Genomic DNA, 14,846 nt, shown 5'->3' on the forward strand with positions numbered 1-14,846 from the left:
CGGCCTACTTCGGGCTGTCGTCCTCGCCGATGTGGTGCACCCGCACCAGGTTCGTCGAGCCCGGGACTCCCGGCGGGGAGCCGGCCGTGATGACCACGACGTCGCCCTTCTGGCAGCGGCCGATCTTCAGCAGTTCCTCGTCGACCTGCGCGACCATCGCGTCCGTCGAGTCCACGTGCGGGCCGAGGAAGGTCTCGACGCCCCAGGTCAGGTTCAGCTGGGAGCGGGTGGCCGGGTCCGGGGTGAAGGCGAGGAGCGGGATGGGTGAGCGGTAGCGGGAGAGGCGCCTGACCGTGTCGCCGCTCTGGGTGAAGGCGACCAGGAACTTCGCGCCGAGGAAGTCGCCCATCTCGGCTGCCGCGCGGGCCACCGCGCCGCCCTGGGTGCGGGGCTTGTTGCGGTCGGTCAGAGGCGGGAGGCCCTTGGTGAGGATGTCCTCCTCGGCCGCCTCGACGATGCGGGACATCGTGCGGACCGTCTCGATCGGGTGCTTGCCCACGCTGGTCTCGCCGGAGAGCATCACCGCGTCCGTGCCGTCGATGACCGCGTTGGCGACATCGGAGGCCTCGGCGCGGGTGGGGCGGGAGTTGTCGATCATCGAGTCGAGCATCTGGGTGGCGACGATGACCGGTTTGGCGTTGCGCCTGGCGAGTTTGATCGCGCGCTTCTGGACGATCGGCACCTGTTCCAGGGGCATTTCGACGCCGAGATCGCCGCGGGCGACCATGATTCCGTCGAAGGCGGCGACGATGCCGTCGATGTTCTCGACGGCCTGGGGTTTCTCCACCTTGGCGATGACGGGGAGGCGGCGGCCTTCCTCGTCCATGATGCGGTGGACGTCCTCGATGTCGCGTCCGCTGCGTACGAAGGAGAGGGCGATGATGTCGGCGCCGGTGCGCAGGGCCCAGCGGAGGTCTTCGATGTCCTTCTCGGAGAGTGCGGGGACGGAGACGGCGACGCCGGGGAGGTTGAGGCCCTTGTGGTCGGAGACCATGCCGCCTTCGATGACGGTGGTGCGGACGCGGGGGCCGTCGACTTCGGTGACTTCGAGGGTGACGCGGCCGTCGTCGACGAGGATGCGTTCGCCGGTGGTGACGTCGGCGGCGAGGCCGTCGTAGGTGGTGCCGCAGGTGTGGCGGTCGCCTTCGACGGGTTCGACGGTGATGGTGAAGCTGTCGCCGCGTTCGAGGAGTACGGGGCCTTCGCGGAAGCGTCCGAGGCGGATCTTCGGGCCTTGAAGGTCGGCGAGGATGCCGACGCTGTGTCCGTTCTCGTCGGAGGCCTTGCGTACGTGGTGGTACCGCTCTTCGTGTTCGGCGTAGGTGCCGTGGCTGAGATTGAGGCGGGCGATGTCCATTCCCGCTTCGACCAATGCCTTGATCTGGTCGTATGTGTCGACGGCGGGGCCCAGGGTACAAACGATTTTTGCTCGGCGCATGGTTCGAGCCTAGACCTTACCTACGGGTAGTTATTTGGCGTGCCGTGACTGCTCAACGACCTTTGGATGAAGGGTTATTGACAAGTGTTGAATTGTGCGGCGGGGCGCTCGGATGAGCATTGTTTTCTACAGTTTTGGCGGTGACATGATGAAGCGGGCGTTGACCTGGGCGTAGACGGTCTGGCGTTGTGGTTCGAGGTCGAGGGCGGGGGCGGGTTCGGGTGCTGCTCCGCCGAAGGCGGCGCGGCCGCGCATGGCGCCGGGGGCGGGCGGGGCGGTGTTCTCGGCGCCGAGGTCGGCGAGTTCGACGAGGGCGGTGAGCTGGGCGCCGAGGGCGTCGGCGTATTCGCGGGCGCGTTGGACGGCTTCGTGGACGGCTTGGCGGCGGGCGGTTCCGTGGGCGGGTGAGTCGGGGCGCAGGCCCCACCAGGGGCCGTTGACCCGGGTCATGTCGAGGTCGGCGATTCGGGTGGTGAATTCGCCCAGCGCGGTGAAGTCGTTGAGGACGGCGGTGATGTGGACGCGGCCGTGGTAGGCGTGGATTTGTTCGTTGCGGCCTTTCTGGGTCAGTTCGGGCGTGATGGAGATGGCGCCGGTTTCGAGTTTTTCCATGGCTTGTCCGTAGGAGCGTGCGAGTTCGAGTACGTGGTTGTTGCGGCGGGTGAGGTCTTCGAGGGTGTTGCGGCGGTCCTTGCCGCGGGCGGTGACGGTGACGGTGATGCGGGCGGTCTCGGGGTCGACTTCGAGGCGGGCTTCGCCGCGGACTGCGACGCGGGGGTGTTCGGGGGTGCCGTAGGACGGTGGGGTGTGGGTCATGGGTTCACTGTCGCATCCGGGTCCGACAGCGGGTGGTCATCAGATCGAAACCCGCAGGGGGTGTTGCGGGGTGCGGCTCCTGGGTCATTATCTACGCGCGTTGTGTGCGGCGGGCCCTGTTGTGCGGGTGCTGTGTCGTACGAGAACCGAGCTGCGTGAGAACTGAGATGTGGGAGACGAAATGCCGCTGAACCGTAGGACGTTCCTGGGCACATCGGCGGCCGCCGGTGCGGGTGTGGCCATCGCGGGGGGTTCCGCGGCGCCTGCCGCGGCCCATGGTCATGGCCATGGGCATGGCCACGGGCGTCCGCCGAAGCGGTACTCGTTCACCGTGATGGGGACGACGGACCTGCATGGGAATGTCTTCAACTGGGACTACTTCACCGACAAGGAGTTCGACGACAAGGCGCACAACGATGTCGGTCTGGCGAAGATCTCGACTCTGGTGGACCAGGTGCGCCGGGAGAAGGGTCGTCGTAACACGCTGATGATCGATGCGGGTGACACGATCCAGGGCACTCAGTTGTCGTACTACTACGCGAAGATCGATCCGATCACGGCGAAGCGCGGCCCGGTGCATCCGATGGCGCAGGCGATGAATGCGATCGGGTACGACGCGGCGGCGCTGGGCAACCATGAGTTCAATTACGGCATTCCGGTGCTGCGGAAGTTCGAGGAGCAGTGCGACTTCCCGCTGCTGGGTGCGAATGCGCTGGATGCGAAGACGTTGCGGCCGGCGTTCGCTCCGTATGTCATCAAGCGGTTGCGTACTCCGCATGGCCGGGATGTGAAGGTGGCGATTCTGGGGCTGACGAATCCGGGTATCGCGATCTGGGACAAGGCGAATGTCGGTGGGAAGATGGTGTTCCCGGGTCTGGAGGAGCAGGCGGCGAAGTTTGTGCCGCGGCTTCGTTCGATGGGTGCGGATGTGGTGATCGTTTCGGCGCACTCGGGGAACAGTGGTACGTCGTCGTACGGTGATCAGATCCCGTATGTGGAGAATGCGGCGGGTCTGGTGGCCGAGCAGGTGCCGGGTATCGATGCGATTCTGGTCGGGCATGCGCATCTGGAGATTCCCGAGTATTTCGTGGAGAACAAGCAGACCGGTAAGAAGGTGGTGCTCTCGGAGCCGTTGAAGTGGGGGCAGCGGCTGACGCTGTTCGACTTCGATCTGGTGTGGGAGAAGGGTCGCTGGGTGGTGGAGAAGGCGGGTTCGCAGGTGCTGAACTCGAACACCGTGGCGGAGGACCCGAAGATCACGAGGATGTTGGCGGACGAGCACAAGAAGGTTGTGGCGTACGTCAATCAGGTGATCGGTACGTCGACGGCGGCGATGACGACGGCGGAGGCGGCGTGGAAGGACGAGCCGATCATCGATCTGATCAATGTCGTTCAGGCGGAGACGGTGAAGGCGGCTCTGGCGGGTGGTGCGTATGCGGCGCTTCCGGTGCTTTCGCAGGCGTCGTGCTTCTCGCGTACGGCGCAGATTCCGGCCGGCGATGTGACGATCAAGGATGCGGCGGGTCTGTATCCGTTCGAGAACACGCTTGAGGCGCGTCTGCTGACGGGTGCGCAGCTGAAGGATTATCTGGAGTTCTCGGCGCGGTATTACGTGCAGACGGCGGCGGGTGCGCCGGTGGACACGGCGAAGTTGACGAATGCGGACAACACTCCGGATTACAACTATGACGCGGTGTCGGGTCTGACGTATGAGATCGATATCGCGAAGCCGAATGGTTCGCGGATCGTGAATCTTGCGTTCGAGGGGAAGCCGATCGATCCGGCGGCGCAGTTCGTGTTGGCGGTGAACAATTATCGGGCCAGTGGTGGGGGGAACTTCCCGCATGTGGCGGGTGCCAAGCAGTTGTGGGCGAATTCGGAGGAGATCCGTAACACGATCATCGCTTGGGTGCAGGCGAAGGGTTCGGTGGACGGTTCGCAGTTCGCGTCGGTGGATTGGCGTCTGACGCGTGAGGGCACGCCGGTGTTCTAGGCGGTGTTGTTGGTGGGCGGCCGTTCTCTCCTCATGGAGGGTCGGCCGCCTTTTCTGTGTGTGGTGGTGGTCAGTTGTTCTGGGCGAGGGGGATGAGGTCGGGGCCTTGGGTGGGGACGCGGGGGTTGTGGGGGGTGAGGCCGAAGGTGGTGAAGGCGGTGCGTTCGGGGAGGGGGTAGGGGTTGGTGCCGGTGAGGTCGTTGAGGATGGTGGCGCTGCGCCAGGCGGCGAGTCCGAGGTCGGGGGCGCCGACGCCGTGGGTGTGGCGTTCGGCGTTCTGTACGTAGACGTTGCCGGTGACGGTGGGGTCGAGGACGAGGCGGAATCGGTCGTCGATGCGGGGGCGTTCGGAGGCGTCGCGGCGCATGTAGGGGTCGAGGCCGGTGAGGATGCGGTCGAGGGAGCGTTCGCGGTAGCCGGTGGCGAGGATGACGGCGTCGGTGGTGAGTCGGGTGCGGGTGTTCTGCTGGGTGTGTTCGAGGTGGAGTTCGATGCGGGTGTTGGCGATGCGTCCTGCGGTGCGTACGGAGACGCCGGGGGTGAGGGTGGTGTCGGGCCAGCCGCCGTGGAGGGTGCGGCGGTAGAGCTCGTCGTGGATGGCGGCGATGGTGTCGGCGTCGATGCCTTTGTGGAGTTGCCATTGGTGGGGGACGAGTTCGTCGCGTACGGATTCGGGGAGGGCGTGGAAGTAGCGGCTGTAGTCGGGGGTGAAGTGTTCGAGGCCGAGTTTTGAGTACTCCATGGGTGCGAAGGCCTGGGTGCGGGCGAGCCAGTGGAGGTTTTCGTGGCCGGGGGGGCGGGTGCGCAGGAGGTCGAGGAAGATTTCGGCGCCGGATTGTCCGGAGCCGATGACGGTGATGTGGGGTGCGTCGAGGAGTTCTTGTCGGTGGTGGAGGTAGTCGGCGGAGTGGATGACGGGGACGTTCTCGGCTTCGATGAGGGGTTTGAGGGGTTCGGGGATGTAGGGCTCGGTACCGATGCCGAGGGCGATGTGGCGGGTGTGGGCGCGGCCGAGTGCTTCGGCTTCGCCTTCGTTGTCGAGTTGGGTGAAGTCGATTTCGAAGAGGCCGCGTTGGTTGTTCCAGCGGACGGCGTCGACCTGGTGGCTGAAGTGGAGGCCGGGGAGCTGGTCGGTGACCCAGCGGCAGTAGGCGTCGTATTCGGCGCGTTGGATGTGGAAGCGTTCGGCGAAGTAGAAGGGGAAGAGCCGGTCGCGGCTGCGTAGGTAGTTGAGGAAGGTCCAGGGGCTGGCGGGGTCGGCGAGGGTGACGAGGTCGGCGAGGAAGGGGACTTGGAGGCTGGCTCCGTCGATGAGGAGGCCGGGGTGCCAGTGGAAGGCGGGGCGTTGTTCGTAGAAGGTGGCGGTGAGGGGGCGGGGGTTGGCGGGGACGCCGTGGGCGAGGGCGGCGAGGGAGAGGTTGAAGGGGCCGATGCCGATGCCGATGAGGTCGTGTGGCTGGTCGGTGTCGGGGGTGGGCAGGTCGGTCATCGGGGGGTGTTGCCTTCCGCGAGGTCGTTGGTGAGTCGGTTGACGAGGTCGAGGAGTGTGCGGAGGTGGTCGGGGGTGGTGTGGGGGTTGAGGAGGGTGGCTTTGAGCCAGAGGCGGTCGCCGGTGTGGGCGCGGCCGAGTACGGCTTGGCCTCGGGTGAGGAGGGTGCGGCGGATGGTGGCGACGGTCTTGTCGTCGGCGCCGGTGGGGCGGAAGAGGACGGTGCTGATGGTGGGGCGGTCGTAGAGGTCGAGGGTGGGGGTTTCGGTGATGAGGTCGGCGAGGTGGTGGGCGGTGGTGAGGGTGCGGTCGATGAGGTCGGCGAGTCCGGTGCGGCCGAGTGCCTGGAGGGTGACGGCGATCTTGAGGGTGTCGGGGCGTCGGGTGGTGCGCAGGGAGCGGCCGAGGAGGTCGGGGAGGCCGGCTTCGGTGTCGTCGTCGGCGTTGAGGTAGGGGGCTTGGTGGTGGAGTGGGTCGAGGTGGTTGCGGTGGGGGACGGCGAGGATGCTTGCGGGTGCGGGTTGCCAGCCGAGTTTGTGCAGGTCGAGGGTGACGCTGTGGGCGCGGTCGAGGCCGTGGACCTTGCCTCGGTGGGTGGGGCTGAAGAGGAGGGGTCCGCCGTAGGCGGCGTCGATGTGGAGTTCGGCGCCGTGGGTGGTGCAGAGGTCGGCGATGTCGGCGAGTGGGTCGATCTGGCCGGTGTCGGTGGTGCCGGCGGTGGCGGTGACGAGGAGGGGGCGCTGGTGTCGGGTGAGGGCTTCGTCGAGTGCGGCGAGGTCCATGACGCCGGTGGGGGCGGGGATGACGATGGGTGCGGGGAGGCCGAGGAGCCAGGCGGCGCGGGTGATGCTGTGGTGGGCGTTGGCGGCGCAGATGGTCTGTACGGGGCCGTTGCGTTCGCGGGCGAGGAGGAGGGCGAGTTGGTTGGCTTCGGTGCCGCCGGTGGTGATGAGTGCGTCGGGGGTGGGTCGGTGGGGGTAGATCTCGGCGGCGAGGGCGGCGGTGGTGTCGGCTTCGAGGGCGGAGGCGGCGGGGGCCTGGTCCCAGGAGTCCATGGAGGGGTTGAGGGCGGAGGCGGCGAGGTCCGCGGCGGTGGCGAGGGCGAGGGGTGGGGTGTGGAGGTGGGCTGTGCAGAGGGGGTCCGCGGGGTCTGCGGCGCCTTCGGTGAGGGCGGTGACGAGGGTGCGCAGGGCGTGGTGGGGGCCGGTGCCGTGGTCGGGGATGAGGGGGTGGGTGGCGGTGCGTGTCCGTGGGGTGACGGCGTCGGGGCCGCCGGCGGGGAGGGGGCCGTCGCGTCGGTGGGCTCCGTCGTGGAGTGCGGTGAGGACGGTCTCGATGAGGGGGCGCAGGGCGGTGGGGCCGGTGGTGGTTCCGGCGAGGGGTGGGGGTGGGGTGGGCATGGTGTGGGGCCCTTCGGATGCGCGTGGCGGGGCATGGGTGGACATGCCAGCTTGTCCGGGTTTCCGGGGGCGCGGCCGTGGAGCGGGGTGAGGTGAACTCGAAAGGGGGATGGGTGGTGGAGTGGGGGGCGTTGTTGGGGGTTCCGGTGGTATGGGCGTGGCGCTGGGTATGGCTGTGCCCGGCGTCCCCCTGTGTGGTGGGGGTGGCGCCGGGCACGGGTGGTGCGGGTGCGGGGTTGTGGGTCAGTGGGTGTTGCGTACGGTGAGGGTGCGGCGCAGGTCGTCGATCTGGTCGGTGAGTTTGCGGTGGAGGGCGGGGGTGAGGGCCGTGTCGTTCAGGGCCTGTTCGCCGAGGTGGAGGTTGTCGGTGTCGATGGCGTACGCGGGGAAGGCGTGGCTTCCTGCGGCGGCCGCGATGGCGGGGCCTCGGCGGGCGGCGAGCGCGGTGGCCTCGGGGTAGTAGCGGGGTACGTAGTCGCGTACGAGGTCGGCTTGTTCGGGTTGCCAGAAGCCTTGGGCGGTGGCGGTGAAGAGGTAGTTGGACAGGCTGTCGTCGTTGAACAGGGCGTTCCAGGCGGTGGCCTTGGCCTCGGGGGTGGGGAGGGCGGCTCGGCAGCGGGCGACGCCTTCCTGTCCGGTGGCGCTGGGGTCCTGTTCGAGTTCGGCGGTGATGGTGGCTTCGTCGATGGCGCCGAGGACGGCGAGGCGGGTGAGGATGCGCCAGCGCAGTTCGGGGTCGAGTTCGGGTCCGCCGGGGACGGTGCCGTTGCTGAGCCAGTCCTGGATGGTGTCGGGCTGGGTGGCGGCGTCGATGAGGTGGCGTACGGCGACGAGGCGGAGGCCGGGGTTGTGGCCGTCCTCGGTGCGGCGGATGAGGTCGCGGCAGAGGGCGGTGAGGGTGGCGAGGGCGGCGGGGCGGTTCTCGGGGGTGAGGTAGCGGCGGGTGATGTGGGTGTCGGCGAAGGCGAGTACGCCCTGGGCGAGGGCGAGGTCGGTTTCGTGCGGGAGGTGGGTGCGGGCCGCTTCGAGGTAGGTGGCGGGGGCGAGTTCGCCGTCGCGGACCATGTCGCGGGCGGTGTTCCAGACGACGGCGCGGGTCAGGGCGTCGGGGATGCCGGAGAGTCCGGTGACGACGGTTTCCCAGGACCGGGCGTCGAGGCGGATCTTGGCGTAGCCGAGGTCGCCGTCGTTGAGGACGAGGAGTGCGGGGCGGTGGCCGGGGCGTGCTTCGGGTGTGCCGCCCAGGGGGACGTCGATCTCGAACCGGTCGCGCAGGACGAGCCGGTCGGTGCCGGTGCGGGTGTGCGGGGCGAGGTCGTAGGCGCCGACGGCGATGCGGTGGGGGCGGCTGCCGTCGTGGTCGACGTGGAGGGTCCAGGTGCTGTCGGATTCCTCGACGCGGGAGGTGAGGGTGTCGACTCCGGTGGTGCGCAGCCAGGCGTCGGCCCAGGCGTGGACGTCGCGGTCGGTGGCCGATGCGAGGTTGTCGATGAAGTCGGCGAGGGTGGCGTTGGCGAATTTGTGGCGGGCGAAGTGGGTGTTGATGCCGGCCAGGAAGTCCTTCTCGCCGAGCCAGGCGACGAGTTGGCGCACGGCGGATGCGCCCTTGGCGTAGGAGATGCCGTCGAAGTTGAGCATCGCGGACGCGGTGTCGGGGACGGCGGCCGGGTCGGGGGCGACGGGGTGGGTGGAGGGGCGCTGGTCGGCGTCGTAGCCCCAGCCCTTGCGGGCGACGCCGAAGTCGACCCAGGTGTCGGTGAAGCGGGTGGCTTCGGCGAGGGTCTGGTAGCCCATGTACTCGGCGAAGGACTCGTTGAGCCAGATGTCGTCCCACCAGGCGAGGGTGACGAGGTCGCCGAACCACATGTGGGCCATTTCGTGGGCGATGACCATGCCGCGGGTCTGGCGTTCGGTGTCGGTGACGGCGGAGCGGTAGATGAATTCGTCGCGGAAGGTGACGAGGCCGGGGTTCTCCATGGCGCCGACGTTGAACTCGGGGACGAAGGCCTGGTCGTAGGAGTCGAAGGGGTAGGGCTCGTCGAATTTCTCGTGGAAGCGGTCGAAGCAGGCCCGGGTGATGTCGAGGATCTCGTCGGCGTCCGTGTCGAGGTGGGGGGCCAGTGAGCGGCGGCAGTGGATGCCGAAGGGCAGTCCGGCGTGTTCGGTGGTCACGGAGTGCCAGGGGCCGGCGGCGACGGCGACGAGGTAGGTGGAGATCAGCGGGGTGGCGGCCAGGGTCCAGTGTCCGTCGCCGTGGTGTTCGGCGATGCCGTTGCCGAGGACGGTCCAGCCCTCGGGGGCGGTGACGGTGAGTTCGAAGACGGACTTGAGGTCGGGCTGGTCGAAGGCGGCGAAGACGCGCTGGACGTCCTCCATGGAGATCTGGGTGTAGGCGTATGTCTCGCCGTCGGTCGGGTCGGTGAAGCGGTGCATGCCTTCGCCGGTGCGGGAGTAGCTCATGGCCGCGTCGATGCGCAGTTCGTGGGTGCCGGGGGTGAGTGCGGTGAGCGGGAAGCGGTTCTCGACGAGGTCGGCGGGGTCGAGGGGGTGTCCGTCGAGGCTGATCGAGCGCAGGGTGGCCGGCTTGAGTTCGACGAAGGTGTCTCCGGCCGCGGCTGCGGTGAACTGGATGACGGTGCGGGAGTCGAAGGTCTCCTCCCCCGCGGTCAGGTCGAGGTCGATCGTGTACCGGTGTACGTCGAGGAACCGGGCTCGGGTCTGCGCTTCGTCGCGCGTCAGTACGGACATGCGTCCATGCTGCCGTACGCGGTGGGCGGGCCGCAGGCGGGTTCTCCCACGACCGGGCGGCGGCGGGGCGTTCTCTCCGTGGGGGTTGTGCGCGGGGGCTCTTCGCGGGGGCGCTTACTCCTGGTCGCCGCGGAAGCTCCGGTACTCGTCGTTCATGAGGTCCCAGAAGGACCGGTACCGGACGGCTCCGGGCAGCCAGTGGGCGAGGTACCAGGCCTCCCACTCGCCGTCGGGTGTGACGACCTGCGGGTTGAGCAGGTAGGCGTCCCCTGCCCCGGGGGTGTGGCTGATCTTGAGCATGCCGCTCAGATACCCGGTCCGGATGGCCCAGCTCTTCTGCTCGTCGCCGTAGACGAAGTACTCCTCGTCGGGAACATCGTCCGGCTCCCCGTCACCGGCCCGGCCCTCGATCACCTCAGGATCGAGATCCCTGGCCCAGCCGGCCTCCCGGGCGGGCAGGAGCCGCGCGATCCCGGTCGTCGTGTCGAGCCACCCGTCACTGGTCCGCAGGACCTCCCGGTAGCTGGGCGGAAGTTCGACGCCCAGGCGCTCTTCCAGTCGCGCCAGCTCCTGCGGCGTCGCGCCCGGCCCGCCCAGCCAGCGGGCCGCCCGTACCTCGTCCGGAAAGGGTTCGTGTCTCTCCTGCTCGTGCAGGACCGGGTCGAGCCATTCGTCGCTCCAGCGCTGGAGCAGATCGCGCCATGGGTGAACGGCGGAACGGGTCGCGGGTGCGGGCTCGTCCATTTCTGTGACCGGCATGGCTGGACAGTACGCGGGGCCACCGACAACCCGGCCGGTCCGTGCAACCGTACGTGCGGTTGTCGCGTCCCGCGTTGCGACGGGTGGTGTGGGCCGGTGACGGGTGGGGGTGTCGGAGCGGTGACGGGTCTGCGGGGTGCGGGCGGTGAGCGGCGGTGGGTCGTGGGGGTCGCGCCGTGGGGTGTGGTCGGGGGTGCGGTCGCCTGGTGTCTGGTGGGGAGTTGGCGGGCCGCGCACCTGGAGAACTATCCCTGGAACGTCTGGACTCCGGTCGGTTACGGAGCGGTCAAGGGGGTGTTCCTGGGGCTGCTGGCGGGTTGGTGTGCCGTGGTGGTGGTTCGGGTCGCCCCGGTGGCCTGGTGGAGGGAGGGCGGTGGGGCGGCGGCGCGGTTGTCGGGGCTCGTCTTCGCGGGTGGGCTGCTGGGTGGCCTGGTGCCGGGGACCGTGCGGGACTTCATGGGTGAGCCGCAGCCGCGGACCCTGTACTACTTCGACGGGCCGAGGCCGGAATCGGAGTGGTACTGGCGGCCGTTGCTGTCGGAGTGGCTGACCTGCACGGTGCTGCCGGCGCTCGGTTGTGCGGTGCTGCTGGCCGCGGGTGCTCTGGTGTCCGTCCGGTCCTCGCGCCGTGAGCGGTTCGGCTGGGCGGTGCCGGCCCTGGTGGGGGTGGGCCTGCTGGTCCTCCCCCACTATGCGGCGGCCGGGCTGCCCGAGCCCCGGGGCAATGGCGATCATGTCGACGAGTCGGCGGCGGCCGGGCTCGTCGTACTGGCCACGGGGCTCGGGCTGCTGGTGAGTGCCTGGGTGGTGTGGTCGTGGCGCAGGCCGCGCCGGTCGGGGGAGCTCCGGTCTCCGGCGCTCACGCCTCCGCGTTCGTAGCCGATTCCTCCGCGATCCGTTCGTGGTGGCGGATGACCTCCGCCACGATGAAGTTCAGCAGCTTCTCGGCGAAGGCCGGATCCAGGTGCGCGCTCTCCGCGAGCTGTCTCAGGCGGGCGATCTGCCTGCTCTCGCGGGCCGGGTCGGCCGGGGGGAGGTGGTGGGCGGCCTTGAGGTGGCCGACCTGCTGGGTGCACTTGAAACGCTCGGCGAGCATGTGGACAACAGCGGCGTCAATGTTGTCGATGCTCTCGCGCAGCCGGTTCAGTTCCGCGTTCACGGACTCGTCGATGTCCCTCGTCGTCATGGTCAGCGAGCTTAGGGCCATGATCCGCCGGACAGGCCCTCAGGGCCTGTCCGGTCCCGGTCCGCCAGTCGGTCCCTGGACGGCCGGGCCCAGCGGGGTGATCGTCGGTGGGTGTTCCGGGTCGGGGACCCGGTCGCTCCAGCCGCCCGGTACGTTGCGGCCCTGCTGTTCGCGGAAGCGGACCGGGGCGGTGCCGACCCGGCGGGCGAAGAGGCGGGAGAAGTACGCCGGGTCGTCGTAGCCGACGCGTCGGGCGACGGCGGCGACCGGCAGGTCCGTGGCGGCGAGGAGTTCCTTGGCGCGGCCGAGCCGGATGCCGAGGAGGTAGTCCTTGGGGCTGCACCCGGCGCCCCGCCGCACCGCCGTGCGCAGTTCGGCGGGTGTCATGCCGTGCCGGGCGGCGTGCTCCGCGACCGACAGGGGCTGGAAGGCGTCCCGGGCGAGGGCCTGCAGGACGGGGTCGCCGTCGGGGCTGACGTCGGCACGGGCCCGGCGCAGGGCGACGAGGAGTTCATGGACGGCGGCGCCGGTCTCGACCTCCAGCAGCGGGTTGCCGCGCCGTGCCGCGCGCACCATGCGCCCGATCGCGGCGCGTGGGCCCGCCGTGTCGGCGAGCGGGACGAGTGGGCGGTCGGGCTCGATGTAGCCGAGTTCGGTGTAGGTGGTGGTGGCGGGGCCGGTGAAGTCGACGAAGCTCTCGTCCCAGCCGGTGCCGGGGTCGGCGCCGTAGTGGTGCGGGGTGCCGGGGGTGAGCCAGATCAGGCTGGGCGCGGTGACGGGGACCCGGCGGCCGTCGGGGCCGGTGAACCAGCCGCTGCCGGAGCTGATGACGACGGCCACGTGGTGGTCCAGGGTGCGGGGGCCGACCGTCGGCAGTGCGCCGTGCTGGAGTCCCACGCCCAGGCAGACGAGGCCCAGCCGGTGGTGGAGCGGGCTGGGGGTGAAGAAACGCATCCAGGTGTGGTACATCGGGCTTCCTTCCTCCCCTTTCTTGCGTGGGTCCGGACCCCTCTTGCGTGGGTCCGGACAGTTCGACCGAACAATTGTGTCCAAACAGCAGTGATCTTTGTCCATGGACCGGCAGGACGCCAGGGGGCGAAGGTGGGACGCAACATTCCTCCCGGGTTCGCCCGCTCCGTGGTGCGTGCCGTCGTACGGGCCCGGGGCCGTGCGGCTCCGGGGGACCGCACGCACAGGAGAGTACGAGCACGATGGCTGACTTCACCGTGGGGGACGACCACTTCCGGCTCGACGGGAAGCCCGTACGGCTGCTGTCCGGGGCCCTGCACTACTTCCGGGTGCACGAGGCCCAGTGGGATCACCGGCTGTCGATGCTGCGCGCCATGGGGCTGAACTGTGTCGAGACGTATGTGCCGTGGAATCTGCATGAGCCGCAGCCCGGCCGGTTCCGGGACGTGGCGGCGCTCGGCCGGTTCCTGGACGCGGCGCAGCGGGCCGGGCTGTGGGCGATCGTCCGCCCGGGACCGTACATCTGTGCCGAGTGGGAGAACGGTGGTCTGCCGGCCTGGGTGACGGGGCGGTTCGGCCGGCGGGTGCGGTCCCGTGACGCGGAGTACCTGGGTGCGGTGGAGCGGTGGTTCACGGCGTTGCTGCCGCAGGTGGTGCAGCGGCAGATCGGGCGCGGCGGGCCGGTGATCATGGTCCAGGCGGAGAACGAGTACGGGAGTTTCGGCTCCGATCAGGTCTACCTCCAGCGGGTGGCCGGGATGTTGCGGGAGCGCGGGGTGACCGTGCCGCTGTTCACCTCCGACGGGCCGGAGGACCACATGCTCACGGGCGGTTCCGTGCCGGGGCTGCTGGCCACGGCGAACTTCGGGTCGGGTGCGCGGGAGGCGTTCGAGGTGCTGCGCCGCCATCAGCCGAAGGGGCCGCTGATGTGCATGGAGTTCTGGTGCGGCTGGTTCGAGCACTGGGGTGCCGAGCCGATCGTGCGGAAGCCGGCGCAGGCCGCCGGGGCGCTGCGGGAGATCCTGGAGTGCGGGGCGTCGGTGAACATCTACATGGCGCACGGGGGGACGAATTTCGCCGGGTGGGCGGGGGCGAACCGGTCCGGTCCGATCCAGGACCAGGACTTCCTGCCGACGGTGACCTCGTACGACTACGACGCGCCGATCGACGAGTACGGCCGTCCCACGGAGAAGTTCCGGCTGTTTCGCGAGGTGCTCGCCGAGTACGCGGACGGGCCGCTTCCGGAGCTGCCGCCCGAGCCTGCCGGGCTTGCGGTTCCGGTGCGGGCCGAGCTGACGGAGTGGGCGCCGCTGGATGCCGTGCTGGAGGCGCTGGGTGACGAGGAGGCGGCGCCGTCCGGTGTTCCGCCGACCTTCGAGGAGCTGGGTGTCGACCGGGGTCTGGTGCGCTACCGGGTGGGTGTGCCCGGTCCGCGCCGGCCGTACGAGCTGAGTGTGACGGGGCTCCGGGACCGGGCCGTGGTGTATGTGAACGGGGTCCGGGAGGGTGTGCTGACCGAGGAGGACAGCGCCCTGGACGAGCCGGTGGCCGGGCCCGCGGAGGTCGAGCTGTGGGTGGAGTCGCTGGGCCGGGTCAATTACGGGCCGCGGCTCGGTGAGCCCAAGGGGATCACGGGCGGGGTGCGGCACGAGCGGCAGTATCTGCACGGGGTGCGGGCGCGGGCGCTGCGTCTCGACGCGTTCGAGGAGGCGGACGCGGTGGCGAAGGTGGCGTTCGGCAGTGCCGGGGAGGCCGGGCCCACCGGTCTGTTCCGGGGGACGTTCGAGGTCGCCGGGGTGGGCGGCACCGGGCACGCGGGGCTCGAACTTCCGGGCTGGACGCGTGGGTTCGTGTGGGTGAACGGCTTCTGCCTGGGACGCTACTGGTCGGTGGGTGCGCAGCGGACGCTGTACGTGCCGGGGCCGGTGCTGCGGGAGGGTGTCAACGAGGTGTGGGTGCTGGAGCTGGAGGGTGCGGGCGCGCCGTACGCGGAGCTGGGTGCGGGGGTGCCCGTCCGGACGGGCACCCCCGGGGATGTTCAGGTGTGA

Annotated in this window: 11 protein-coding genes; 3 read left to right on the top strand and 8 right to left on the bottom strand. The window is 69.5% G+C overall.

Annotation, left to right across the window (positions count from 1 at the left end; genetic code table 11):
- Positions 1 to 4: 4 nt before the first annotated feature.
- Both pyk and ACFV8T_RS12470 read right to left on the bottom strand, forming a co-directional pair.
- On the bottom strand, positions 5 to 1,438 hold the full coding sequence (gene pyk / locus ACFV8T_RS12465; protein WP_385326867.1) for a pyruvate kinase: 1,434 nt from the start codon (positions 1,436 to 1,438) through the stop codon (positions 5 to 7).
- 126 nt (positions 1,439 to 1,564) lie between these two features.
- Positions 1,565 to 2,254, bottom strand: coding sequence for an SIMPL domain-containing protein (locus tag ACFV8T_RS12470; RefSeq protein WP_385326869.1), 690 nt, complete (start codon positions 2,252 to 2,254; stop codon positions 1,565 to 1,567).
- Between the two features lie 181 nt (positions 2,255 to 2,435).
- Between ACFV8T_RS12470 and ACFV8T_RS12475 the strand changes: the two genes are divergently transcribed.
- Positions 2,436 to 4,247 (top strand): bifunctional metallophosphatase/5'-nucleotidase, encoded by a 1,812-nt coding sequence (locus ACFV8T_RS12475; protein WP_385326871.1) that lies wholly within the window; start codon positions 2,436 to 2,438, stop codon positions 4,245 to 4,247.
- Between the two features lie 70 nt (positions 4,248 to 4,317).
- Here the strand turns inward: ACFV8T_RS12475 and ACFV8T_RS12480 are convergent, their stop codons facing one another.
- The 4 genes from ACFV8T_RS12480 to ACFV8T_RS12495 form a co-directional block, all read right to left on the bottom strand.
- Positions 4,318 to 5,736 carry a lysine N(6)-hydroxylase/L-ornithine N(5)-oxygenase family protein gene (locus ACFV8T_RS12480; RefSeq protein WP_385326873.1) on the bottom strand — a complete coding sequence of 473 codons (1,419 nt, stop codon included), beginning with the start codon at positions 5,734 to 5,736 and terminating at the stop codon, positions 4,318 to 4,320.
- Positions 5,733 to 7,136, bottom strand: a complete 1,404-nt coding sequence (locus tag ACFV8T_RS12485; RefSeq protein WP_385326875.1) for a pyridoxal phosphate-dependent decarboxylase family protein — start codon at positions 7,134 to 7,136, stop codon at positions 5,733 to 5,735. The genes ACFV8T_RS12480 and ACFV8T_RS12485 overlap by 4 nt, the downstream gene beginning before the upstream one ends.
- 243 nt (positions 7,137 to 7,379) lie before the next feature.
- Positions 7,380 to 9,884, bottom strand: a complete 2,505-nt coding sequence (gene pepN, locus ACFV8T_RS12490; RefSeq protein ID WP_385326877.1) for an aminopeptidase N — start codon at positions 9,882 to 9,884, stop codon at positions 7,380 to 7,382.
- A gap of 114 nt (positions 9,885 to 9,998) precedes the next feature.
- The gene (locus ACFV8T_RS12495; protein ID WP_385326878.1) at positions 9,999 to 10,643 is read right to left on the bottom strand and encodes an SMI1/KNR4 family protein; all 645 of its coding nucleotides are present in this window, start codon (positions 10,641 to 10,643) and stop codon (positions 9,999 to 10,001) included.
- Between the two features lie 120 nt (positions 10,644 to 10,763).
- On the opposite strand from ACFV8T_RS12495, the gene ACFV8T_RS12500 reads away from it, so the two are divergent.
- A complete protein-coding gene (locus ACFV8T_RS12500) occupies positions 10,764 to 11,522 on the top strand; it encodes a hypothetical protein (protein WP_385326880.1) in 759 nt (252 codons plus the stop codon).
- Here the strand turns inward: ACFV8T_RS12500 and ACFV8T_RS12505 are convergent.
- Together ACFV8T_RS12505 and ACFV8T_RS12510 are read right to left on the bottom strand one after the other, a co-directional pair.
- Positions 11,503 to 11,829: a chorismate mutase gene (locus ACFV8T_RS12505; protein ID WP_385326881.1), complete on the bottom strand. Its 327-nt coding sequence runs from the start codon at positions 11,827 to 11,829 to the stop codon at positions 11,503 to 11,505. The genes ACFV8T_RS12500 and ACFV8T_RS12505 overlap by 20 nt on opposite strands.
- A gap of 39 nt (positions 11,830 to 11,868) precedes the next feature.
- Positions 11,869 to 12,798, bottom strand: coding sequence for a helix-turn-helix domain-containing protein (locus tag ACFV8T_RS12510; protein ID WP_385326883.1), 930 nt, complete (start codon positions 12,796 to 12,798; stop codon positions 11,869 to 11,871).
- A 242-nt stretch (positions 12,799 to 13,040) separates the two neighbouring features.
- On the opposite strand from ACFV8T_RS12510, the gene ACFV8T_RS12515 reads away from it, so the two are divergent.
- A complete protein-coding gene (locus ACFV8T_RS12515) occupies positions 13,041 to 14,846 on the top strand; it encodes a beta-galactosidase family protein (protein WP_385326885.1) in 1,806 nt (601 codons plus the stop codon).

Origin of the sequence: Streptomyces sp. NPDC059832 (assembly GCF_042731715.1) — a bacterium.
Classification (GTDB): domain Bacteria; phylum Actinomycetota; class Actinomycetes; order Streptomycetales; family Streptomycetaceae; genus Streptomyces.

Coding starts and splice junctions, on each gene's coding strand:
- pyk (WP_385326867.1), bottom strand. CDS start 1,438: ATGCGCCGAGCAAAAATCGTTTGTACCCTGGGCCCCGCCGTCGACACA.
- ACFV8T_RS12470 (WP_385326869.1), bottom strand. CDS start 2,254: ATGACCCACACCCCACCGTCCTACGGCACCCCCGAACACCCCCGCGTC.
- ACFV8T_RS12475 (WP_385326871.1), top strand. CDS start 2,436: ATGCCGCTGAACCGTAGGACGTTCCTGGGCACATCGGCGGCCGCCGGT.
- ACFV8T_RS12480 (WP_385326873.1), bottom strand. CDS start 5,736: ATGACCGACCTGCCCACCCCCGACACCGACCAGCCACACGACCTCATC.
- ACFV8T_RS12485 (WP_385326875.1), bottom strand. CDS start 7,136: ATGCCCACCCCACCCCCACCCCTCGCCGGAACCACCACCGGCCCCACC.
- pepN (WP_385326877.1), bottom strand. CDS start 9,884: ATGTCCGTACTGACGCGCGACGAAGCGCAGACCCGAGCCCGGTTCCTC.
- ACFV8T_RS12495 (WP_385326878.1), bottom strand. CDS start 10,643: ATGCCGGTCACAGAAATGGACGAGCCCGCACCCGCGACCCGTTCCGCC.
- ACFV8T_RS12505 (WP_385326881.1), bottom strand. CDS start 11,829: ATGACGACGAGGGACATCGACGAGTCCGTGAACGCGGAACTGAACCGG.
- ACFV8T_RS12510 (WP_385326883.1), bottom strand. CDS start 12,798: ATGTACCACACCTGGATGCGTTTCTTCACCCCCAGCCCGCTCCACCAC.
- ACFV8T_RS12515 (WP_385326885.1), top strand. CDS start 13,041: ATGGCTGACTTCACCGTGGGGGACGACCACTTCCGGCTCGACGGGAAG.